Here is a 21,254-nt window from a genome sequence, read left to right on the forward strand (position 1 = left end):
CGGGCCGCTGACATTTTGGCGCGCGTTTCCGCACTGGCACTGCGACCAAAATTCGGGTTTCCGGCGCCTTTCCGCTGCTCTGAAAGCTTGGCCTTAGCCTCTTCCGACATCACATGACCGAAGCTGGGGTGATCAGCACCGAACTTCCCGAAATTCGGATTGTCAGCACCAACGTTCGTTCCTTTACGTGCGGCCGACCACTTCGCTCGTTGCTCCGCGGAGTGTTCCCCTCGATAGAACGGCGCATCCTCACCGAATCGGCTGGGAATCTTACGACCGGTCGATCGAATCCTCGCTGCCTCCCGCATCTCCGCGGTCCACACAACGCCTGTCGGTCCGAGCCCGCCGTCCGACAAGTTCAACAGTGGATGCCCCTCCTGCCGAAGAAGCGCTATCCACGCAATCTCGGCCTCGCCTAGCTCGTCGAGACCGTCTGTCCAGTCCAGCGGGTCCACGACCAGGTCGTCACGCTGTTGCTTTCGCAACCAGTCGTAGAACGGCGTTTTTCTCCCGTCCCAAGCAACTTTCAGATGCTGTCGCAGGCGTACTTGCGCGGTTTTTGTTGTGAGGCCGACATAGCGATAAACGGACTCCGACCGGAGCCTGACCCCATAGATCAGGCCTCCGGTCGGAGTTCTACCCGTCACGAAACCCGCTGTCAGCGAACAATCACTACAACATGCAACTGACGCAACCCTCCACGGACGTGCCCTCCAGAGCCATCTGGCGCAACCGGATGTAGTACAGCGTCTTGATGCCCTTGCGCCAGGCGTAGATCTGCGCCTTGTTGACGTCACGCGTCGTGGCGGTGTCCTTGAAGAACAGCGTCAGCGAAAGTCCTTGGTCCACATGCTGAGTGGCCGCGGCGTAGGTGTCGATGATCTTCTCGTAGCCGATCTCGTACGCGTCCTGGTAGTACTCCAGGTTGTCGTTCGTCAGGTACGGCGCCGGGTAGTAGACGCGGCCGATCTTGCCTTCCTTGCGGATCTCGATCTTCGACGCGACCGGGTGGATCGAGCTGGTCGAGTGGTTGATGTACGAGATCGAGCCCGTCGGCGGGACGGCCTGCAGGTTCTGGTTGTAGATGCCGTGCGCCTGCACCGACTCCTTCAGCGAACGCCAATCGTCCTGCGTCGGAATGTGAATGCCGGCATCGGCGAAAATCTGGCGGACCTTGTCGGTCTTCGGCACCCACTCCTGGTCGGTGTACTTGTCGAAGAACTCACCCGAGGCGTACTTCGACTTCTCGAACCCACCGAACTTCGTACCGCGTTCGATCGCAATGCGATTCGAGGCGCGCAGCGCGTGGAACAGCACCGTGTAGAAGTAGATGTTGGTGAAGTCGATGCCCTCTTCGGAGCCGTAGTAAATCTGCTCACGAGCCAGGTAGCCGTGCAGGTTCATCTGTCCCAGGCCGATGGCGTGCGAGTCGTTGTTGCCCTGCTCGATCGACGGCACCGACCAGATGTGCGTCTGATCCGACACCGCGGTCAGGGCACGAATCGCCACCTCGATGGTCTGCGCGAAGTCCGGCGAATCCATGGCCTTCGCGATGTTCAGCGAGCCCAGGTTGCACGAGATGTCCTTGCCGACCTTGGCGTAGGACAGATCGTCGTTGTACAGCGACGGCGTCGACACCTGCAGAATCTCCGAGCACAGGTTCGAGTGCGTGATCTTGCCGTCGATCGGGTTGGCCCGGTTCACCGTGTCCTCGAACATGATGTACGGGTAGCCCGACTCGAACTGCAGCTCGGCGAGCGTCTGGAAGAACTCGCGCGCCTTGATCTTCGTCTTGCGGATGGCGCCGTTGTCGACCATCTCGTAGTACTTCTCGGTAACGTTGACGTCGGCGAACGGCAGTCCGTAGACCTTTTCGACGTCGTACGGCGAGAAGAGGTACATGTCCTCGTTCTTCTTCGCCAGCTCGAACGTGATGTCCGGGATCACGACACCCAGCGACAGCGTCTTGATCCGGATCTTCTCGTCGGCGTTCTCGCGCTTGGTGTCGAGGAAGCGGTAGATGTCGGGGTGGTGCGCGTGCAGGTACACCGCACCCGCGCCCTGGCGGGCACCGAGCTGGTTGGCGTAGGAGAACGAGTCCTCCAGCAGCTTCATGATCGGGATGACGCCCGAAGACTGGTTCTCGATGTTCTTGATCGGCGCGCCGTGCTCACGAATGTTGCTGAGCAGCAACGCAACTCCGCCGCCGCGCTTGGACAGCTGCAGCGCCGAGTTGATGGAGCGGCCGATGGACTCCATGTTGTCCTCGATGCGCAGCAGGAAGCACGACACGGGCTCGCCGCGCTGCTTCTTGCCCGAGTTGAGGAACGTCGGGGTGGCCGGCTGGAACCGGCCGTCGATGATCTCGTCGACAAGCTTCTCGGCCAGCTCGGTGTCACCAGCGGCCAGGGTGAGGGCGACCATGACGACGCGGTCCTCGAACCGCTCCAGGTAGCGCTTGCCGTCGAAAGTCTTCAGGGTGTAGCTGGTGTAGTACTTGAATGCGCCCAAGAACGTCGGGAAACGGAACTTCTTGGCGAAGGCCCGGTCCAGCAGCTGCTTGACGAAGTTGCGGCTGTACTGGTCGAGCACCTCGCGCTCGTAGTACTCCTTCTCGATCAGGTAATCGAGCTTCTCGTCCTGGCTGTGAAAGAACACCGTGTTCTGGTTCACGTGCTGCAGGAAGTACTCCCGCGCCGCGAGCACATCCTTGTCGAACTGGATCTTGCCGTCCGCGTCGTACAGGTTGAGCATCGCGTTGAGAGCGTGGTAGTCGCTCTCACCGGGCAGCGCGTGCGTGGTGGCGGCTACCGGTTCTGCAGCTGTGACGGTTGGTGGCACGAGAGTTCCTTCCAGAAATCTTCCAGACCCTCACGGACGGCGATGACGTCGTCCGGGGTTCCCATGAGTTCGAGGCGGTAGAGGTACGGAACTCCACACTTACGGGAGACCACATTGCCCGCGTAAGCGAATTCAGCACCAAAGTTGTTGTTGCCCGCGGCAATGACGCCGCGGATCAACGACCGGTTGTGTTCATTGTTGAGAAAGGCGATGACCTGCTTCGGGACGTAGCCACCGTCGTTGATGTCCGGGGTGGCACGCCCGCCGCCGTAGGTCGGGAGCACCAGGACGTAGGGCTCGTCGATGACCCCGTCCTCGATACGTCCATGAATCGGGATGCGAATGGCCGGGATACCCAGCTTCTGGACGAAGCGGTGGGTGTTCTCGGACACGCTGGAGAAGTAGACGAGATTGCTCACTGTTCCTTCTCCTCCCCCGGCTGGTTGATTTCTAGGCGGTGACCGCCACGGTGCTGAGCGCCTTGATCCGGTCGGGACGGAAGCCCGACCAGTGCTCGCTGTCGGTCACGACGACCGGGGCCTGCAGGTAACCGAGCGCCAGCACGTACTCGCGAGCTTCGTCATCGATGCTGATGTCGACCTTCTCGTAAGCGATGCCCGCCTTGTCCAGCGCCTTGTAGGTGGCGTTGCACTGCACACATGCCGGCTTGGTGTACACGGTGACGGTCATCTCGGTACGACTCCTCTTCGAAAGGCCTGGAAGCTGAACTGAACATGGCTGGCAACTGACGGGGTAGCGCTTTCCGCTGATATCCCCATCCGGATCAGCGGCCCGGCAACCCCTGAAATTCCCGCATCTCCGGTCGTCCCGAGCCACTGCTGTCAGCACGTCCGGGAATCCCCGTCCGACCGACTTTGCGGCCCCGGCCGACCCTCAAATTGTGGGGGCCTGTCGGTCCGTCAAACACTACACCTAGTGGGCGACAAACCGAACAGATACAAGATGTTCTGAACAACATTCGTGAAATTCCCAGGTCGTAAGGCCGAATCCGAGACACTCTCTCGGCGTGTCGCACATCACACCCGGGGGCGTGTCGCGCTCCGACTACCGGTTTATCACCAGCCACCGACATTGATTGTGTTCAACCCGTTCGGGCGAGGATGACCTTGCTCGTTCGCCGCTGGTGATGACCCTCCCACCGACTGACGCCCTGCTGGGTTGTCTTCGACTTGATCTGTCTCACCAGCGACGCGCGAGCAAGCGTTGCCCCGAGAGCCCAGCGGGGCGGACATGACCTAATCAGGAGCCTGGCCGTTCCTCATCAATGTCTTGTCTGCCCGCCCCGCAGGGTTGTCACCCACCCGCACGGTTCATTACTACGGAGAGGACACCACCATCGTGACATCCCCACGCCGAGTCGTCATCGGCGCCGACACCCATCTGGACACCATCCACGTCGCCGCCATCACCGACACCGGCCAACCGCTCGGCGACGCCGAATTCCGCACCAACCCCACCGGCTACTGGGCCGCGATCTGCTGGGCCCGCAGCTTTGGTGACATCGTGACCGCAGGAGTCGAGGGCACCAGCAGCTACGGCGCCGGACTCACACAAGCATTGCAGGCCAACGCTATTCACGTCGTTGAAGTCAACCGACCCGACCGGGCAGCCAGGCGCAGGCAAGGAAAATCCGACCCGCTCGATGCCTACAGTGCCGCCCGCGCCGCGCTGGCCAGCAACAGCCCAGCCGTCCCCAAAGACCCCCACACCAATGCACTCAAAGCCCTGCTGACCGCCCGTCGCGGCGCCGTCAAAGCCCGCACCGCAGCCATCCAGCAGATCAAGGACCTCCTCGTCACCGCTCCCGCCGAGATACGCGAGCGCTACCGCGGCTACACCACCACGCTGACGCTCGTGGCCGCGCTGTCCAGATGCCGACCCGCTACACACAACGATCCCGTCACGGTCTCAGTACTGACGGCCTGCAAAACACTGGCCCGCCGCGTCACCTTCCTGCAAGATCAGGCCGACGAAATCACTGCTGAGCTCGACACCCTCACTGCTGCATTCAATCCTGCACTCCGGGCCGCCCACGGCGTCGGCCCGGACACCGCCGCTCAACTGATCATCACCGCCGGCACCAACCCCCAACGACTCCGCAGCGAAGCCTCCTTTGCGATGCTCACCGGAGTCGCTCCCATCCCGGCCTCGTCCGGGAAAACCAGCCGCCACCGACTCTCCCGCGGCGGCGACCGCGCCGCCAACAACGCCCTGTACCGCATCGCCCTGGTCCGCATGGCCCACGACCAACGCACCCGCGACTACGTCACCCGCCAGACCGCCGCCGGCCGGTCCAAAAAAGAGATCCTGCGGATGCTCAAACGCGCTATCGCCCGCGAGATGTTCAAACACCTCACCGCACCCAGCCCGATCGACGACTACAGCGACCTCCGCCCGGCTCGTCGAGCCACAAACATCACTCTCACCGCCGTCGCCGACCACTTCGGCGTATGGCCCAACGACATCTCCCGCCTCGAACGCGGCCTCAAACGCGACGACACCCTCGCCGCTACCTACCGCCAATGGTTAAACACCCAGCTCAACCACGCCGCTTGACTATTAACAGAAATAGGAGCATCAAGTTGCGGCGACGCGCCGCTCGCGACGCGCCGGGCTCGGCCCGGCGGAAGTGGCCAGCTACGCCGATTTCCACGCGACGGGCATCACTGCGGTGGTACAGGCGTGACGGACGTGACACATGCGACCATCACCCCCGCGTGGCGCGTACCGCCCACACCCCCGCCGCCAGTACGGCCACCGCTTCGGCGACCACACTGAGGACTGCATACGGTACCGGCTCGGCGCCCGTCTCCCACGAATCCGAACAGGCCGACGGTTCGCGACAGCGCGAACGCCGCCAATGCCCCCGCCGACAGCACTCCCGAGGCCCATCCGAACCACCGCGGCGCACCCACCGCCAGCAGCGCGCCGACGGCACAGAACACCGCTGCCTGCACCAGGAAGCCGGTGCCGATCGTCGGGATGTGTCGGTACCCGTGCACATAGAGGTAGGCGTGCACACCGCCGCTGACAACCATGGCCGCCGCGATCACCAAACGGTAGACAAGAGTCACAGCAGGGTCCGTTCCTTGAGCGCGAGCGTGTGCTGACCGGTCTGGTAACTGACCTCACGGATACCGAGCGCGTCGTGCAGCTTGCCGGCCGGCAACGTCAGCGGTTTCGGTGCCGGACCGTCGCCGGGATGCGGCAACGGGTAAGCGGTGGTGGTGCCGCTGTGGAAAGTGATGTTGCCCTCGGTCTTCGAAAATACCTGGTGCACATGCCCGTTGAGGCAGGTCACCGAGGCGAACCGCTTCAGGTAGCTCAGGGCCTGGGCGGAGTCGTCGGTCCCCCAGCCCCAGTCGGGATACATCGCGAACAGCGGGATGTGGCTGAACACCACGATCGGGGTATCGCTCGACAGCGCGGCGACGTCCTTCTCCACGAACTCGAGTTGATCGACGCCGAGGTGGCCGAGTTTCTTCAGGTTCAGTGTGTTCACCAATGCGATGACATGTACGCCGGCGATATCGAAGCTGTACCAGCCGTCGCCGCGGGTGCCCGCGCCGAAAGCCTGGCGGTACTTGGCGCCGGCGTCGTCGGCCGAATCATGTTCTCCCGGAACGGTGAACACGTGCGGGGTGCGCAGTCCGGTCATCATCTGCCGGACCTGGTCGAATTGTTCCGGCGTGGCCAGATGCGTCAGATCGCCCGTGTGGATGACGAAATCCGGCGTGTAGCCGAGGTTGTTGATGGTGTCGATGGCATGGGTGAACGAGCCGGCGACGTCGGTGTTGGCGGCACCGGTGAAGCCGATGTGACTGTCACTGACCTGGGCGAAGCGCAGCGTGGGCTGCGCGGCCGGCCCGGAAGAGCTACCTGCGACGTGCGACAGCACTTCCCCGCCGACCACCGACAGCCCCACGGCCGCGCCGAACCACGCCGTGTGCCGGAGCAGTTGGCGGCGGTTCATCTGCTGCGGGTCGCCTTGCGAGTCACTCATTTGACGACCACCGTCCCGTGCATGAAGGGGTGAATGCCGCAGACGTACGTGTAGGTGCCGGGCGCTGCGAACACGTAGCTGAAGGTGGCGCCGGAACCCATTGTCGGAGAGCGGAACTGACCGCCTTCGGCGACGACGTTGTGTGGGTCTTCGTCGTGGTTGGTCCACGTCACGGTCGTTCCGGCCGGCACCGTCAGCGTGTCGGGCGCGAACGCGAAGTTGTCGATGTTGACGGCGTTCGGGCCGGCCGGCATCGGCGCCTGGTGGCCCGGTTCGGGCGGGGCCATCGTCATCGAGCCCATCGCGGGTCCGGACCCGGAGCCCGACATGCCAGGCGTGACGCCGGAACTGAAAACCGCGGTTGCAGTTGAGCTTTGTGGAACGGTCGAGGTGCATGCGGACAGGAACAGGACTGCGCCGGAGAGCGCCACCAGGGATCGTCGCGACACGACGGGAACCTCCGTAGTCGTCGGGTACGGGCGCGCCTGCGCACCCTCACCAACAGATACGGCGGCGGGTTACACCGCCTCAGGCCGGCTGGCTCGGCGGCGTCGGCGCGAAAACCTCGATCACGCCGCCCACCTCCCGAACATCGAACTTCGGCAAGGGTTTTGGCGCAATCGGCAACTGATGGGTCAGGACGTGACCGTCCGTGGCGAACGACGTGGAATGGCACGGGCAGCGCAACCTGTCGTCCGGCCCGTCGAACCAGAGCCGGCAGCCCTGATGCGTGCAGACACCCGAGATGCCCTGCACGTTCCCGTCGACCCTGCGCACGAACCCCACGACCGAGCCCAGGTCGAACGGATGCACCGCACCCTCCGACACCTCGGCGCTGTCGGCGACCTTCTGCCACGTCCCCGCCGACGGAACCAACTCCTGGCTCGCGGTGTCCTGCTTGCCAGACCCACTGCGGCCCACCAACGCCCGGTCGACGGCGACCGCGGCCACCGCGGCACTGGCGGCCGCCGATGTCCCGACGATCACCTGCCGTCGGTTGGCGCGCAGCCAACCCGGCTTCGGCGCCGCCGCGTCGTCGCCGTCGAACTGTGCGGCGAGTCTGGCGTGCAGATCGGCGAGGAACTCCGGACGCGGCTCGTCGGCGCCGGGCCGGGCCGCCTGTAGGTCGATCGCCGTCCGCATCTGCGCCGCGTCGAAGTCGTCGGGCGTGAACCGCGACGGCTTGCGGCCACGCAGCAGATCGTCGAGGTACCGGCGCAACCCCCGCGCGTTCATGGCTCGCCCTTCTCGTTGATCTGTGCCGCCAGCCGTAATGCCCGGTGTTGCAACACCTTTGCGTTGGCGACGCTGACGCCGAGCTCCGCTGCGGACTCCTTGATCGACTTGGTCTGGAGAAATCGCAGCTCCAGTATGCGTCGATAGTTGTCCGGCAGGGCGTCCAACACCGCGGCGACACGGTCCGGCGCGGTACTGATGGACTCCTCGGCTTCCGGCGGCGCCTCGATGTCCAGGTCGATCACCGTGATCTCCCGCCCCATCGTCTCGCGCCAGTGCGCGGCGAGCACCGTGCGCGCGGTACTGCGCAGATACGACCGCACCTCGGCAGCACTTGCCGTCAGCCGCAACGGCCGCAGCGCGGCGAGAAACACCTCGGCGGTGAGGTCCTCGGCGTCGGCCTGATTGCCGACCCGCGCGTAGATCGTGCGGTAGACCCACGTCGCGTTGTCCTGGTAGACGGATTCCCAGTCGGGATACCGGGAATCCGACGACACCACGCGGAGCGGGGGTCGGTGCACAGGATCACGCTGTGCAGACACATTGGCCCCGTCTCATCGGTGCGGCCCGGCACACCCCGGGACCACTTCGACAAGTAGATAGCCGCCGGGGTTACATCGGGCTGCCGCGGGCAACACCGTCACCCGCCGTCGTCCACCGGGTCCAGCAGCCGGTCACCGAACAGACTGCACAGCAGCAGCGCCACCTCGACGTCGAGCCGGTCGTCCTCGATGGGCCGGCCCCGGCGTTCGATCGCCCGCTGCACCCGGTATTTCACCGAGTTCGTGTGCAGGTGCAGTTCCTCGGCCGCGGCCTTGTTGCTGCCGCCCGCCTTGAGGAAGGCCTGCAGCGTCTCCCGGAGGCGCTGGTCGCCGTCGGTCGAACAGGCCAGCGGGCCAAGCACTTCCGTGGCCCACGCCGACAGCGCATCGACATTCGACCCCAGCAGTGCCGCGAGTGCGATGCCACGGTGGCCGAACGCGGTGAACCGGCGCCGCTGCGGGCCCGACGCCACCGCGACGGCGCGGGCGTCTTCGGCCTGCCGGTGCGACAGCCGGAAGCCGGCGACGCCGGACTGCGGAGTGCCGGCGGCGACGTACGGCCCGTCGGCCGGCACCAGGCTCCCCAGCCACGTCACCGCCTCCGCGATCACTGCCGCGGGCACTGCGACCCAGGCCCATGCCGTGGCGCGGTCGACCGAGACGAAAAGCGGCGAATCTGCCGCGCCGATCGACGCGGCGAACTGCTGGATCAACCGTTCCATCTCGGCCAACCGGTCCTCGGAGTCGTCGCACCACAGCACCACCGCGAGATGGGTGCGCTGCAGTGGATAACGGATCGCCACCGTCGCGGCGTCGATGTCGACGTCGCCGCCGGCCAGCAGTTCACGAATCTCCGTGATGCGCACGCTGTTCCGGTTCTCCAGCCAACTCTCGCGGGCCTGTTGGTACACCTCGATGACCTCTTGGGAGATCCTGTCGATGTAGTTGAACGAGATCGTCGACATCACGTCGAAGACGTCCAACGCCAGCTGCGGGTCGAAGTCCGCGGTCCGGACCTCCTCCAGGACCTCTTTCAGTACCGCCTGATGGCCGAGCCGGTACGACCGGACTAGCACATTGGCGGAGATGTCGCGCTGCGCCAGCCGCCGCGCGTGTTCGATCGCGGCCGCGGGGGCATGCAGGAGGTCGATCGAGATACCGTGTCGCGCCGCGGCGAAGAACGCATCGATGTTCGCGGCGACCGAGTCTGCCAGGATCTGCTGAAGTTGCTCTTCGTCGCGCAGCTCGGCGATGTCGGATACCAGCAGCTCGGAGATGGAGCGCGTGATGTCGGTGAGCCGAGCGTCCAGTCGCGTGCCGATTCCGGCCACCGCCTGCGTCAACGCGTCACCCGCGCCGGTGCGGTCTGCGCCACCGGCCACGTTAACTGCCTGTTTTCCCGGCCACCCCCAAACCGTAGTTCGTCGTCAGTCCGTTTGTCCCCGAAGAACGGCAGCTACCGGAATTTTCGTCGCGGTGTTCGCTCAGCGGCCACACAGCAACGGGGCCGCCGATATCCGTTCGCGGATACCGGCGGCCCTGATGTTCACCCGAGGTGTGTTCAGCCGACCTCGGCGGCCAGCTTGGCGACCACGCCACGCACGCCCTCGACGACCTCGGCCGCCTCGCGGGGATGCTTGCCGTCGAACGCCGAAGCCGGCAGGGACAGCTTGACGTCGACGACATCCGCACCGGCGATGCCGAACGACTTGCGGCTCTCGTCATGTGCCCACACCCCGCCGTACTGGCCGAGCGCGGTCCCGATGACCGCCAGCGGCTTGCCGGCGACGGCGCCGGAGCCGTACGGGCGCGACAGCCAGTCGATCGCGTTCTTCAAGACGGCGGGAATGGTGCCGTTGTACTCCGGGGTCACAGCCAGGATCGCGTCCGCGTCGCCCGCGATCTGGCGCAGCGCGACGACCGCCTCGGCAACCGAGTCGTTGTCGATGTCCTCGTTGTAGAACGGCAGGTCGGCCAGCCCGTCCGCGACACGTACCGTCACGCCATCAGGCGCAGATTCGACCGCCACCTCGGCGAGCTGGCGATTGAGCGAGGCCGCGCGGAGGCTGCCGACCAGGACCAGGACCTTGGTATCTGCCATTTTCTTTCCCCTAGCTTGTCTCTGTGGACCGTTCCGGCGAACCGATCCTCGCACGAGTCAACCGGACTGCGGTCCGATTCATTCCGCCTGAGTTAAAGTTTTTTCATGAGCGACGGGGTGGCGCAACTGCGGCCCACGAACCTGCCCATGGCGGGTCTGCCGATGAGTCCGGCTGCGCCGGTCGAGCGCGGCGATGCTGCGCGCAACCGGCTCCTGCTTCTCGACGCGGCCCGCCGGCTCATCGCCGCGCGCGGCTCCGACGCCGTCACCATGGACGACATCGCGGCCGAGGCCGGCGTCGGCAAGGGCACCCTGTTCCGCCGGTTCGGCAGCCGCGCCGGCCTCATGCTCGTACTCCTCGACGAGGACGAGCAGGTCGAGCAGAACGCCATGATGTTCGGCCCACCTCCGCTGGGTCCCGGCGCACCGCCGCTGGAACGACTGCTCGCCTACGGCCGCGACCGGCTTCAGTTCGCCTGGCAGCACCGCGCCCTGCTGTCCGACGCCGGGCGTGATCCGCAGAGCCGCTTCGGGGCCGCCGCCGCCGTCCACCGCACCCACGTCCGGATGCTGCTGCACACCGCCGGCACCACGGGAGACCTCGACGCCCAGACCGATGCCCTGCTGGCTCTTCTCGACGCCGACTACATCAGCCACCAGCTCGACGATCTGGGTCACAGCCTGCAGGCGCAGGGCGATGCGTGGGAAAGCGTGGCGCGCAAGCTTTGCGGGACCTGAGATGACCTGGGTACTGCACGTCGACCTCGATCAGTTCCTGGCGTCCGTCGAATTGCGCCGGCACCCTGAGCTGGTCGGTCTGCCCGTCATCGTCGGCGGCAGCGGTGACCCCACCGAGCCCCGCAAGGTGGTCACGTGCGCTTCCTATGAGGCAAGGGAATTCGGCGTCCACGCCGGGATGCCGCTGCGCACCGCCGCCCGCAAATGCCCGGAGGCCGTCTTCCTGCCCTCGGACGCACCCGCTTATGACGAAGCCTCCGAACAGGTGATGGGCCTGCTGCGCGACCTCGGCCATCCGGTCGAGGTGTGGGGCTGGGACGAGGCGTATGTCGGTGCGGCCGTGGCTGACCCGTTCGAGCTGGCCGAGAAGATTCGCGCCGTGATCGCCGCCGAGACCGGCCTGTCGTGCAGCGTCGGCATCAGCGACAACAAGCAGCGTGCCAAGGTCGCCACCGGATTCGGCAAGCCGGCCGGGGTTTTCGCGCTCACCGCCGAGAACTGGATGACGGTCATGGGCGACCGGCCTGTCGACGCGCTCTGGGGCGTGGGTCCCAAGACCGCGAAAAAGCTGGCCGAGCTGGACATCACCACCGTCGCGGAGCTGGCCCGCACCGACGCTGAGCTGCTCACGTCAACCTTCGGTCCGACCACAGGCTTGTGGATCCTGTTGCTCGCCAAAGGCGGCGGCGACAGCAACGTCACGGCTGAACCGTGGGTGCCGCGGTCACGCAGCCACGTGGTGACGTTCCCGGCAGACCTCACCGACGTCGCCGAGATGGACGCCGCCGTCAGCGAGCTGGCCCGCCAGACTCTCGACGAGATCGTCGAGCAGGGCCGTGTCGTCACCCGAGTGGCCGTGACCCTGCGCACCAAAACGTTCTTCACCCGCACCAAGATTCGCAAGTTGCCGATGGCCGGTACGGATCTGGAGACCATCACCCGAACCGCGATCGATCTGCTGCACGACTTCGAACTGGACCGGCCGGTGCGGCTGCTCGGGGTGCGGCTGGAACTGGAGATGCCGCAGTAGTGCTCACCACCATCGCCATCCGGGGCTACCGGTCGCTGCGCGAGATCGTCCTGCCGCTGTCGGAGCTGACCGTCGTGACCGGAGCCAACGGCACCGGCAAGTCCTCGGTGTACCGGGCACTGGGGCTGCTGGCCGACTGCGGACGCGGCGAGGTCATCGGGTCCCTGGCCCGCGAGGGCGGGTTGCAGTCGGTGCTGTGGGCCGGGCCGGAGAACACCAGCGGCGCGCGCCGGACGGGTACCACCGAGGGCACCAGCCGGACCCGGCCCGTATCACTCGAACTCGGCTTCGCGGCAACCGATTTCGGCTATTTCATCGACCTCGGCCTGCCGCAGGACCCCGGGCACAACTCGATGTTCGGCCAGGACCCCGAGATCAAACGCGAGACCGTGTTCGCCGGGCCCTCTCCCCGGCCCAGCAGCGCCCTGGTCCGTCGCACCCGGACCTACGCCGAGGTGGCATCCGACTCGGGCCGCGGTTTCGATGAACTGACCCGCGCCCTGCCCAGCTACCGCAGCGTCCTCGCGGAGTACGCGAACCCCGAGGCGCTGCCCGAGCTGGCCGCGGTCCGGGACCGATTGCGCGACTGGCGTTTCTACGACGGCTTCCGCGTCGACCGCGACGCGCCCGCCCGCCGCCGCCAGGTGGGCACCCGAACCCCGGTGCTGAGCAACGACGGCAACGACCTGGCCGCCGCCGTGCAGACCATCCTCGAAGCCGGTTTCGACGATCTGCCGCGCGCGGTCGGCGATGCGTTCGACGGCGCCGAGATATCGGTCAGCTCCGACGGAGGGTTGTTCGAACTGCAGCTGCACCAACGCGGCATGCTCCGGCCGCTGCGCTCGGCCGAATTGTCCGACGGCACACTGCGGTTCCTGCTCTGGGGCGCCGCCCTGCTGACGCCGCAACCGCCCGCGCTCATGGTGCTCAACGAACCGGAGACGTCCCTGCACCCCGACCTGGTGGGCCCGCTCGCCGACATGATCGCCGCCGCCGCACGCAAGACGCAGGTCGTCGTCGTCACCCACTCGGCACGGCTGCGCGAGCGGCTGGCCGCGTGCGACGCGAGCGAAGTCGAACTGGTCAAGCAGTGGGGCGAAACCCGGATCGACGGCCAGACCATGCTCACCGCGCCGCCGTGGGACTGGGGAAAGCGCTGAAGCTCAGCAGTTTTGGGGTTCAGCCACGCTTCGGCCGCAAGGCGCGCGTGAACAACACGTTCACTTGACGCATCGACACACTGTAGGGCCACCACGCCAGCCGCTTGAACAGGTACAGGGCCCGGATGTCGGGTGACGTGTAGACCATGAACCGGTTCTTGGCCACCCCGGACAGCAGCTTGTCCGCAGCCTGCTCGGGCGACACCGCGTGTCCGGCGAACCTGGCCACCCAGCGCTGCACCTGCGGATCGTCGCGATCCACGCCCGCGATCTGAACCGTCTGCACCAGAGGCGTTTTCACCGCGCCCGGCACCACGACCGACACCCCGATGCGATGCCGTGCCAGGTCGAAGCGAAGTACCTCGCTGACCCCGCGCAGGCCGTACTTGCTGGCACTGTAGGCGGCGTGCCACGGCAGCGCGACGATGCCCGCGGCCGATGAGACATTGGCCAGCCGACCACCGCGGCCGGCGGCCACCATGGGCGGGACCATGGTCTCGATGACGTGGATGGGCCCCATCAGGTTGACGTCGACCATAGACCGCCAGTGCTGATGGGTCAGGGTGCTGACGGTGCCCCAGGCTGAGATCCCGGCGATGTTGAGCACCACATCCATGGCCTCGTGCCGGCTGTGGATGTCGGAGGCGAAAGCCGCGACGGCGTCGTAGTCGGAGATGTCCAGCGCGCGGTGTTCGGCCACCTCCCCGCCGAGTGCCCTGGCGTCGGCGACGGTCTGTTCCAGCCCGGTGGCGTCACGATCGGTCAGATAGAGGACCGCGCCCTGCTGGGCCAGCTTGAGCGCGGTCGCCCGGCCGATGCCGCTGGCCGCCCCCGTCACGAAACACCGCTTGCCTGCGTAGCCGCTCCACCGCGTCATGGCCCGACCCTACACAGGCCCCGTCTTTCAGACAGAGACCTGGCCGCCACCCCATAAGGCGCTGAGCCACAGTCGTTCCACGATGTCGACGGCGCGCTGCGGGTCGCCGCCCCGTCCGATGAACGCGCTGTCTCGCGACAGCGTGTAGGCCGTGGTCGACACCAGGGTGCGAACCAACGCCGGCAAGTCGTCGGAAATCGGGCGCCGACCGGCGTCCTGCTCGATGAGTCCGACGATCTTGTCGATGACGCCGTCCTCGAAGTCGGCCATCAGGTCGCGGATTTCGGCGTCAGTGTTCTGGGCTGCGGTGCACGCCGCCATGATCGGGTCGTTGATGGCGTAGACCGCCGCCGCGCTACCGACCATGCGCTTGGCGAAGGATGCCGGCGTCTCGTCCGGTTCGCGCGGCGCGAAGTTGTGGGTGAGCTCGTCCAGTTCCTCCATCGCCTCGGACACGATCCGGGCCAGCACGGAGTACTTCGAGTCGAAGTAGAAGTAGAAGCCGGACCGCGCCACACCGGCGCGGGCACTGATGGTGCTGACCGACAGATCGGCGAACGGCCGCTCCTCCAGCAGTTCGCGAACCGCCTCGATGATGGCGTCGCGTTGCTTGTCGCCGCGACTACGGCCCTTGTCGGCCGTCTCGACTTCAGCACTCATGGCGCTCACGATGTCATCGCCGACACGCCAATTCAAACTTGACACGCGTCAAGTATGGCAGCCAAGATGACAACAGGTGGTGACTTTCACCACAAAAGAGCATCAAGAGCAGACAGGAATCCCTGGATGGCGACCATCAGCACCCCGAACTACCTCCTCGATCAGGCCATGCGGCGCCTCAAGCCGACACCCGTCACGGTGCCGGGCATGGGCGTCATCGAGAAGCGGCTGCTGGCCACCGACTGGGATCAGTTCAAGCTCGCCGAGCCGCCCGCAGGCAGCGGCCTGAAGCCGATCATGGGCGACTCCGGGCTGCCGGTCATCGGACACCTGATCGAGGTGTTCCGGGGCGGGCCCGACTACGTCCTGGACATCTACCGCAAGCACGGGCCGCTGTACTACGCGCAGACGCCGGCGCTGCCGGCCGTCATGGCGCTGGGGCCGGACGCGACGCAGGCCGTGTTCTCCAACCGCAACAAGGACTTCTCGCAGCGCGCGTGGGATCCGGTGATCGGTCCGTTCTTCGAGGGCGGCCTCATGCTGCTCGACTTCGACGAGCACATGTTCCACCGCCGGATCATGCAGGAGGCGTTCACCCGCTCACGGCTGACGGGCTACGTCTCGCACATCGATTCCGTGGCGACCAAAGTGCTGGCCAACGACTGGGTGGCCAACGATCCCCGATTCCTGTTCCACCCGGCGGTCAAGGAGCTGACGCTCGACATCGCGTCCGAGGTGTTCATGGGACACCCCGCGGGGACCGACCACAAGCTCGTCACCACCATCAACCAGGCCTTCACCACCACGACCCGCGCCGGCAACGCCATCATCCGGAAGCCGGTGCGCCCCTTCGCCTGGTGGCGCGGCGTGCAGGCCCGCAAGACGCTCGAGGACTACTTCTCGAGCTCCATCGCCGAGAAGCGCCGCTCCGAGGGCACCGACATGTTCAGCGTGCTGTGTCATGCGCAGGACGAAGACGGTCAGACCTTCACCGACGACCAGATCGTCGCGCACATGATCTTCCTGATGATGGCCGCGCACGACACCACGACCTCGACGCTGACGACCATGGCCTACCACCTGGCGGCCAACCCGCAGTGGCAGGACAAACTCCGCGAGGAATCCGAGCGCATCGGTGACGCGCCGCTCGACATCGAGTCACTGGAGAAGCTGGAAACCTACGACCTGGTGATCAACGAGTCGCTGCGGTTGCAGACGCCGCTGGGCTTCAACTTCCGCCGTGCCGTCCGGGACACCGAACTGCTCGGCTACTACATCCCGGCGGGAACCGACGTCGTCACGTGGCCCGGCATGAACCACCGCCTGTCCGAGCTGTGGACCGACCCCATGCGGTTCGACCCCGAACGGTTCGCCGAGCCGCGCAGCGAGCACAAGGCGCATCGCTACGCCTTCGCCCCGTTCGGCGGTGGCGCACACAAGTGCATCGGCATGGTCTTCGGGCAGCTGGAGATCAAGACCGTGATGCACCGGCTGCTGCGCCAGTACCGCCTGGAGCTGACCCACCCCGGCTACGAGCCGTGGTACGACTACGGCGGCATGGCCGTGCCGGTGGACGGCATGCCGATCGTGTTGCGGCCGTTGCGCTGATACTTCTGCCGAACGGGACTAGGCGTGCAGCCGGTTCGCGCACGCGATCATCGCCCGCAGCGCCGACTGGACCGGGTCGCGCGCCCAGCCCATGGCCCACTCCGAGCGCACGCCGTCGCTGCCGTGGATGAAGGTCGCGATGCCGCCGCCGACGGCGGGCAGTTGATGGAACTTGATCATCTCGACGGCCATGCCGCGCTCGTGCAGCATCGCGGTCAGGGCTGCGACGGGGCCGGTCGCGGCGGCCGTAGAGGTCGCGATGCGGTCGCCGACGGCGATGCTGGCGCGGTACCGGCGCGGAGCGGTGATGCCGCGACGAAGGTCGTCGTCGCCCGCGGCGCCCCAACTGCCCAGACGGATCGGACCACCCTGGTGGCCGTAGTGGTCGACGAACGTGTCGTGACACATCGCTTCTGCGTGTTCGCGCAGGTCACGAGGCACGGGACGGTCGAACAGATCCGCGAAACGAGTGGTGGAAATGGCGGTGGAGGTGAACATGCGTCGGTCTTTTCTGCTCGAAAGGAGTGACCGACAGGTAGTAGCGTCCGACCCACAGCGAGGGGTCGGTCAGGATCAGACCCCGCTGTGGGTACTGGCTACTACGAGCATGTGAAGCATGGTCGCCGAGGTTAGTCCGCGACCGTGCCCCGGGTCAAGGCGATTTCACCGCCGGATTGAGCAGCCACAGGAACGGCCGGTGGCTGAGGCGCCCGTCCCGGTGCAGCGGCATGCTGTCTCGCGACGCGGAATACCAGGCGGCCCGGCTGACGCCGGTGAAGTCGAGTTGCCGCCCGCACCGGCCCGCGAGCGCGTGCAGCAGCAGCATCCCGGTGCGTCCGTTGCCTTCACGGAACGGGTGAATCTGGTTGTAGCGGGCGTACAGGCGGGCCAGTTCCCAGGCCAGCCGCGGGTTGTCGAGCTCAGCCCCGACTTCCACCAATGCCGTTGCGGCGAGCTGGATTTCCGCCAGCCCGGCGGCGACGTCGACCTGCCAGGTGAACGCCGAGTCACCGCGGCGGATGTCGACGGTACGCAACTCCCCCGCCCACTCGTAGACGTCACCGAACAGCTCCCGGTGCAGGGTGCGGATGTCGATCTCGGCCTCCGTCGCAGCTTGCCGACAGTGCCACAGCACCATTCGCCCCGCCGTCACCTGAAATTCCACTGCTGCCAGGTCCGGCCCGTGCTGGATACCGAAGTTGTTGCGCAGCACCGATGTTCCCGGAATCAGGTACGGCGCCCGGCGCCGCAGCAACCGGCGCCGCACCGGCGCCGGTGGATACTGCGCACGGCACCGTGCGAGGTAGTCGCCGAAATCCAGTGCGCCGGAGGCCAGTGCACCCAGCTCGACGATGTGGGCGGGCTGCGGCTCCCAACCTTCGATGCGCTGCGCGGCCAGGGTCTGGTGCACCGCATGCTGTGCCGCGCGAGCGGTCACGGTGGGCTCTGTTGGCATCAGCGGAACGCCGACGTCGACGCGAGATAGGCCAACTTGCGGCTGACGCCGGCCACCTCGCGGGCCACACTGCGCAGCATGGCCCGCTCCTGTGGCGGCAGTTCCGACAGCACCACTTGATCGCCGGCCGCGCGCGACGTCCACCGGAATTTCACCAAGGCGGCAAAACAGTCCCGTAACGTCGAAACATCATCGGCGTCAAGCACCTTCGCCGCACCGGCGGCGTCGAGCCGACTCGGCGTCGATAGCGCCGTGGCACCCGCCGACACCCCCGCCCAGCGGGCGATCTTCACCAGCGGATCGATCGCCGCCGGTTTGAGGTCGACGGCGTCGGACTGGTTGGCCAGCATGCGCAGCCGGGAGGGAAACGTCGCACGCAACGTGGTGGCGTCCTGCAGCAGGTACTGACGCGCCGGGTAGCTGGCGACAGCCGCACGCACCACCTGCGCCCGTAGGAGGTCCTCGGCCACCTCGTCGTCGGCCAGGTGGACGGCTCGGGAATCGGCCAGCACACCGGTCATCACGACGCCGCGGTCCACGCGCGGATCGGACGTCCAGTGCGCGATGCCGTCGGACCATGCGCTCGCCGAGCGGCAGAATCGCGGCCGACTGGCCAGCACCCCGTTGGCGTCCGCCCGCACACCACACCGTTCCAGGACGCCATGCACCTGCGCTGCCGCCGCCAGCGCTTCGTCGCGCGCGGCATCGTCCGCCAGCACGACCAGGGTCTCGACGTCGGACCCCGCCACCGCCTCGCCCCGCGCGACGCTGCCGGACACGAACCACGACCAGGACGGGCCCGGCGTCAGCCGTACGGCCGCGGCGACACCGGAGCGGAGCGCCTGCGACCACGCCGCCGCGACCTCACCGGCGGGGGCCGACGCCCGCGCCGCCGCCCGCACCGCCTGCAGGGCCTGCTCGATTCCCGACCGCAGCGCGCCCTCGCCGTCCGCCGCTCGGATCGCGGCGAGGGCGGCGTCGACACCGAGATCAGCGGAGGACATGCAGATGTTTCTATCGGACGACAGTTACCTCCGCGTTTCGTGCACGGTTTTCCGCGGTCAGCGCGGATTTTCGTGCACAAATCGCGAGGTTGTAGGGTTTGCCGCGATGAGCTGGCAGCACGCGTTACTTCTGCTCGCCGCCGGTGTCGCGGGCGGCCTGACCGGGAGTATCGCCGGACTGACCTCCGTCGCGACGTACCCGGCCCTGCTGATGGCGGGGCTGCCACCGGTGGCGGCCAACGTGACCAACACCGTCGCGCTGACGTTCAACACCATCGGATCGGTGTGGGGTTCGCTCCCCGAACTCGAGGGCATGGGCCAATGGCTGCGGCGGGTCATGCCGATGGCCGTCCTCGGCGGCGCGGCCGGCGCCGCACTGCTGCTGTCGCTGCCCGCAGAAGGTTTCGAGCAGGTGGTGCCGATCCTGCTGGCGCTGTCGAGCCTCACCATCGCGATACCGCAGCGACGCGGCGCGGACGACGAGCCCGGCCGCTGGCGTTCGGTGCTGATCTCCGTCGCGATCTTCGCAATCTGTTTGTACGGAGGATATTTCGGCGCCGCGGCGGGCGTGATGCTGCTGGCGCTGTTCCTGCACGGCGGTAGTGAATCGCTCGCGCATGCCAACGCCGCCAAGAACGTCGTGCTCGGCGCCGCCAATTTTGTTGCCGCCATCGGCTTCATCGCACTGGCGCCGGTGCACTGGATTGCCGTCTGGCCACTCGGCCTGGGTTGTCTGATCGGTGCCCGGCTCGGCCCGATCGTGGTCCGCCACGCTCCCGCGACACCACTGCGACTGGCCATCGCGGTCGCCGGCCTGGCGCTGGCAGTCAAGCTGGGCTACGACGCCTACCGGTAGGGAACGGGTTGTCGCCCTTGGCCACCCGCACACCCAGGTGGATCAGCTCGGTGGCCGAGGCGTGCAGCTTCTCCCCCGCCTCACGGTCGGCCAGGCCCGCCAGGAACCGTGACCAGGTGCCCTCGATCACGATGCCCAGCTTGAAGCAGGCCATCGCGATGTACCAGTCGAGGTGTTCGGTGCGGCGGCCGCCCGCGGCGAGGTAGGCGTCCAGCAGTTCGTCCCGGCCGGCCAGGCCACCGGCCTCCGCCAGCGCGGCACCGACGACGATCGCGTTGGGCGCGGTCGGCCAGCACACCAGCATCCAGCCCAGATCCAGCAGCGGGTCGCCGATGGTGCACATCTCCCAGTCGACGAACGCCGCCAGCTCCGGCCGGTCGTGGCGCAGCATGACGTTGTTGAGGTGACAGTCGCCGTGCATGATGCCGGGCTCGCCATCGGGTGGCCGGTTGTCGGTCAGCCAGGTCGCCAGCTGCGCGACACCGTCGAGCGATTCGGGATCGTAGTGCTCGTGCCGGTAACTCTGAAGCAGCCCGACGAACTGCGGAACCTGGCGTGCCACAAAGGATCCCGGCTTCCGGATGGCAGCCAGCGGGCTGCCTTCCCAGGTGACGTTGCCCAGCTGCGCCAGGCTCGACGCATAGGACAGCCCGACGTCATGCCGTAGCCCGGCGTCGGCGGCGTATGCCGGCGAGAGTTCCTCGCCGGGGTTGAAGCCGTCGACCTCGGCCATCAGATAGAAGACGACGCCGAGCACCGCCGGGTCCTCGCAGCCGGCGATGAAGGCGGGATGCGGCACCGAGGTACCGGCCAGGGTCCGCAGTACCGCGATCTCGCGCAGCATGGTCTTGTCACTGGTCGGGCGGGGATGCAGGGGCGGGCGGCGCAACACCACCGGGCGGCCGTCGATGTGCAACCGCACCACGATGTTCTGGGTGCCTCCGGTCAGTGGCTCGACGGCGGTGACGTGCTCACCCAACCCCTCGGCGCGAATCCAGTTCTGGACGATCTCTCGGTCACGGTCGGTCAGAGTCGGCTGCATGATGTAAGTGATTCTGGCCCGGCATCACCCGGACGGGCAGCCAATTCTTACGATCCGTTTTCATTCGGGGCTCGCCACC

21 protein-coding genes and 1 pseudogene are annotated in these 21,254 nt (G+C 66.7%); 6 read left to right on the forward strand and 16 right to left on the reverse strand.

What is annotated here, in order from left to right; genetic code table 11:
- Positions 1-672 precede the first annotated feature (672 nt).
- The 3 genes from nrdE to nrdH are packed head-to-tail and all read right to left on the reverse strand — an operon-like array spanning position 673 to position 3,531.
- On the reverse strand, positions 673-2,841 hold the full coding sequence (gene nrdE / locus ACZ5IQ_RS18830; RefSeq protein ID WP_346416775.1) for a class 1b ribonucleoside-diphosphate reductase subunit alpha: 2,169 nt from the start codon (positions 2,839-2,841) through the stop codon (positions 673-675).
- Complete coding sequence (gene nrdI, locus ACZ5IQ_RS18835) at positions 2,808-3,260, reverse strand: class Ib ribonucleoside-diphosphate reductase assembly flavoprotein NrdI (protein WP_138249859.1); 453 nt, start codon at positions 3,258-3,260, stop codon at positions 2,808-2,810. Before nrdI ends, nrdE begins: the two co-directional genes overlap by 34 nt.
- A gap of 31 nt (positions 3,261-3,291) precedes the next feature.
- Complete coding sequence (nrdH, locus tag ACZ5IQ_RS18840) at positions 3,292-3,531, reverse strand: glutaredoxin-like protein NrdH (RefSeq protein WP_020104016.1); 240 nt, start codon at positions 3,529-3,531, stop codon at positions 3,292-3,294.
- Positions 3,532-4,200: 669 nt separating this feature from the next.
- Here nrdH and ACZ5IQ_RS18845 point away from each other — a divergent pair.
- Positions 4,201-5,418 carry an IS110 family RNA-guided transposase gene (locus ACZ5IQ_RS18845; protein WP_406783714.1) on the forward strand — a complete coding sequence of 406 codons (1,218 nt, stop codon included), beginning with the start codon at positions 4,201-4,203 and terminating at the stop codon, positions 5,416-5,418.
- A gap of 151 nt (positions 5,419-5,569) precedes the next feature.
- On the opposite strand, the pseudogene ACZ5IQ_RS18850 reads toward ACZ5IQ_RS18845, so the two are convergent.
- The 7 genes and pseudogenes from ACZ5IQ_RS18850 to ACZ5IQ_RS18880 form a co-directional block, all read right to left on the reverse strand.
- Positions 5,570-5,936: pseudogene (locus ACZ5IQ_RS18850) on the reverse strand (hypothetical protein).
- Positions 5,933-6,865: a metallophosphoesterase family protein gene (locus ACZ5IQ_RS18855; protein ID WP_064860709.1), complete on the reverse strand. Its 933-nt coding sequence runs from the start codon at positions 6,863-6,865 to the stop codon at positions 5,933-5,935. The pseudogene ACZ5IQ_RS18850 and the gene ACZ5IQ_RS18855 overlap by 4 nt, the downstream one beginning before the upstream one ends.
- Positions 6,862-7,194 carry a cupredoxin domain-containing protein gene (locus tag ACZ5IQ_RS18860; protein WP_374704303.1) on the reverse strand — a complete coding sequence of 111 codons (333 nt, stop codon included), beginning with the start codon at positions 7,192-7,194 and terminating at the stop codon, positions 6,862-6,864. Before ACZ5IQ_RS18860 ends, ACZ5IQ_RS18855 begins: the two co-directional genes overlap by 4 nt.
- 199 nt (positions 7,195-7,393) lie before the next feature.
- Positions 7,394-8,101: a Rieske (2Fe-2S) protein gene (locus tag ACZ5IQ_RS18865; RefSeq protein WP_061001675.1), complete on the reverse strand. Its 708-nt coding sequence runs from the start codon at positions 8,099-8,101 to the stop codon at positions 7,394-7,396.
- Positions 8,098-8,643, reverse strand: a complete 546-nt coding sequence (locus ACZ5IQ_RS18870; protein WP_061001674.1) for an RNA polymerase sigma factor — start codon at positions 8,641-8,643, stop codon at positions 8,098-8,100. Before ACZ5IQ_RS18870 ends, ACZ5IQ_RS18865 begins: the two co-directional genes overlap by 4 nt.
- A 98-nt stretch (positions 8,644-8,741) precedes the next feature.
- Positions 8,742-10,025 carry a PucR family transcriptional regulator gene (locus ACZ5IQ_RS18875; protein ID WP_135357344.1) on the reverse strand — a complete coding sequence of 428 codons (1,284 nt, stop codon included), beginning with the start codon at positions 10,023-10,025 and terminating at the stop codon, positions 8,742-8,744.
- Positions 10,026-10,204: 179 nt separating this feature from the next.
- The gene (locus ACZ5IQ_RS18880) at positions 10,205-10,744 is read right to left on the reverse strand and encodes an NADPH-dependent FMN reductase (RefSeq protein WP_064860710.1); all 540 of its coding nucleotides are present in this window, start codon (positions 10,742-10,744) and stop codon (positions 10,205-10,207) included.
- A 147-nt stretch (positions 10,745-10,891) separates the two neighbouring features.
- Between ACZ5IQ_RS18880 and ACZ5IQ_RS18885 the strand changes: the two genes are divergently transcribed.
- From ACZ5IQ_RS18885 to ACZ5IQ_RS18895, 3 genes are read left to right on the forward strand one after another with little or no spacing between them, the layout of a single operon-like run.
- Entirely contained in the window at positions 10,892-11,482 is a 591-nt protein-coding gene (locus ACZ5IQ_RS18885) for a TetR/AcrR family transcriptional regulator (protein ID WP_406774260.1), read from the forward strand.
- Position 11,483: 1 nt separating this feature from the next.
- Complete coding sequence (locus ACZ5IQ_RS18890) at positions 11,484-12,512, forward strand: DNA polymerase IV (RefSeq protein WP_464480100.1); 1,029 nt, start codon at positions 11,484-11,486, stop codon at positions 12,510-12,512.
- A complete protein-coding gene (locus ACZ5IQ_RS18895; protein WP_064860712.1) occupies positions 12,512-13,672 on the forward strand; it encodes an AAA family ATPase in 1,161 nt (386 codons plus the stop codon). The genes ACZ5IQ_RS18890 and ACZ5IQ_RS18895 overlap by 1 nt, the downstream gene beginning before the upstream one ends.
- Before the next feature lie 19 nt (positions 13,673-13,691).
- On the opposite strand, the gene ACZ5IQ_RS18900 is transcribed toward ACZ5IQ_RS18895, so the two are convergent.
- On the reverse strand, positions 13,692-14,549 hold the full coding sequence (locus tag ACZ5IQ_RS18900; RefSeq protein WP_061001669.1) for an SDR family oxidoreductase: 858 nt from the start codon (positions 14,547-14,549) through the stop codon (positions 13,692-13,694).
- Positions 14,550-14,576: 27 nt separating this feature from the next.
- The gene (locus tag ACZ5IQ_RS18905; RefSeq protein ID WP_267323508.1) at positions 14,577-15,209 is read right to left on the reverse strand and encodes a TetR/AcrR family transcriptional regulator; all 633 of its coding nucleotides are present in this window, start codon (positions 15,207-15,209) and stop codon (positions 14,577-14,579) included.
- A 126-nt stretch (positions 15,210-15,335) separates the two neighbouring features.
- Between ACZ5IQ_RS18905 and ACZ5IQ_RS18910 the strand changes: the two genes are divergently transcribed.
- A complete protein-coding gene (locus tag ACZ5IQ_RS18910; RefSeq protein ID WP_267323509.1) occupies positions 15,336-16,817 on the forward strand; it encodes a cytochrome P450 in 1,482 nt (493 codons plus the stop codon).
- An 18-nt stretch (positions 16,818-16,835) separates the two neighbouring features.
- Here the strand turns inward: ACZ5IQ_RS18910 and ACZ5IQ_RS18915 are convergent, their stop codons facing one another.
- From ACZ5IQ_RS18915 to ACZ5IQ_RS18925, 3 genes are all read right to left on the reverse strand, one after another.
- The gene (locus tag ACZ5IQ_RS18915) at positions 16,836-17,315 is read right to left on the reverse strand and encodes a 2-isopropylmalate synthase (RefSeq protein WP_061001666.1); all 480 of its coding nucleotides are present in this window, start codon (positions 17,313-17,315) and stop codon (positions 16,836-16,838) included.
- A 154-nt stretch (positions 17,316-17,469) separates the two neighbouring features.
- Positions 17,470-18,255 (reverse strand): Fic family protein, encoded by a 786-nt coding sequence (locus tag ACZ5IQ_RS18920; RefSeq protein ID WP_464480101.1) that lies wholly within the window; start codon positions 18,253-18,255, stop codon positions 17,470-17,472.
- A 17-nt stretch (positions 18,256-18,272) separates the two neighbouring features.
- Positions 18,273-19,277, reverse strand: a complete 1,005-nt coding sequence (locus tag ACZ5IQ_RS18925; RefSeq protein ID WP_135357341.1) for a putative nucleotidyltransferase substrate binding domain-containing protein — start codon at positions 19,275-19,277, stop codon at positions 18,273-18,275.
- A 106-nt stretch (positions 19,278-19,383) separates the two neighbouring features.
- Between ACZ5IQ_RS18925 and ACZ5IQ_RS18930 the strand changes: the two genes are divergently transcribed.
- Positions 19,384-20,133 carry a sulfite exporter TauE/SafE family protein gene (locus ACZ5IQ_RS18930; RefSeq protein ID WP_133427124.1) on the forward strand — a complete coding sequence of 250 codons (750 nt, stop codon included), beginning with the start codon at positions 19,384-19,386 and terminating at the stop codon, positions 20,131-20,133.
- On the opposite strand, the gene ACZ5IQ_RS18935 is transcribed toward ACZ5IQ_RS18930, so the two are convergent.
- A complete protein-coding gene (locus tag ACZ5IQ_RS18935; RefSeq protein ID WP_064860716.1) occupies positions 20,105-21,175 on the reverse strand; it encodes a phosphotransferase family protein in 1,071 nt (356 codons plus the stop codon). The two genes, ACZ5IQ_RS18930 and ACZ5IQ_RS18935, sit on opposite strands and share 29 nt — an antisense overlap.
- Between the last annotated feature and the right edge of the window lie 79 nt (positions 21,176-21,254).

The organism is Mycobacterium toneyamaense, from assembly GCF_055384815.1.

Excerpts from the sequence above, each read along its gene's own strand:
- nrdH (WP_020104016.1), bottom strand. The coding sequence starts at position 3,531 with ATGACCGTCACCGTGTACACCAAGCCGGCATGTGTGCAGTGCAACGCC.
- ACZ5IQ_RS18855 (WP_064860709.1), bottom strand. The coding sequence starts at position 6,865 with ATGAGTGACTCGCAAGGCGACCCGCAGCAGATGAACCGCCGCCAACTG.
- ACZ5IQ_RS18860 (WP_374704303.1), bottom strand. The coding sequence starts at position 7,194 with ATGTCGGGCTCCGGGTCCGGACCCGCGATGGGCTCGATGACGATGGCC.
- ACZ5IQ_RS18865 (WP_061001675.1), bottom strand. The coding sequence starts at position 8,101 with ATGAACGCGCGGGGGTTGCGCCGGTACCTCGACGATCTGCTGCGTGGC.
- ACZ5IQ_RS18880 (WP_064860710.1), bottom strand. The coding sequence starts at position 10,744 with ATGGCAGATACCAAGGTCCTGGTCCTGGTCGGCAGCCTCCGCGCGGCC.
- ACZ5IQ_RS18885 (WP_406774260.1), top strand. The coding sequence starts at position 10,892 with ATGGCGGGTCTGCCGATGAGTCCGGCTGCGCCGGTCGAGCGCGGCGAT.
- ACZ5IQ_RS18890 (WP_464480100.1), top strand. The coding sequence starts at position 11,484 with ATGACCTGGGTACTGCACGTCGACCTCGATCAGTTCCTGGCGTCCGTC.
- ACZ5IQ_RS18900 (WP_061001669.1), bottom strand. The coding sequence starts at position 14,549 with ATGACGCGGTGGAGCGGCTACGCAGGCAAGCGGTGTTTCGTGACGGGG.
- ACZ5IQ_RS18905 (WP_267323508.1), bottom strand. The coding sequence starts at position 15,209 with ATGAGTGCTGAAGTCGAGACGGCCGACAAGGGCCGTAGTCGCGGCGAC.
- ACZ5IQ_RS18910 (WP_267323509.1), top strand. The coding sequence starts at position 15,336 with ATGGCGACCATCAGCACCCCGAACTACCTCCTCGATCAGGCCATGCGG.
- ACZ5IQ_RS18915 (WP_061001666.1), bottom strand. The coding sequence starts at position 17,315 with ATGTTCACCTCCACCGCCATTTCCACCACTCGTTTCGCGGATCTGTTC.
- ACZ5IQ_RS18925 (WP_135357341.1), bottom strand. The coding sequence starts at position 19,277 with ATGTCCTCCGCTGATCTCGGTGTCGACGCCGCCCTCGCCGCGATCCGA.
- ACZ5IQ_RS18930 (WP_133427124.1), top strand. The coding sequence starts at position 19,384 with ATGAGCTGGCAGCACGCGTTACTTCTGCTCGCCGCCGGTGTCGCGGGC.
- ACZ5IQ_RS18935 (WP_064860716.1), bottom strand. The coding sequence starts at position 21,175 with ATGCAGCCGACTCTGACCGACCGTGACCGAGAGATCGTCCAGAACTGG.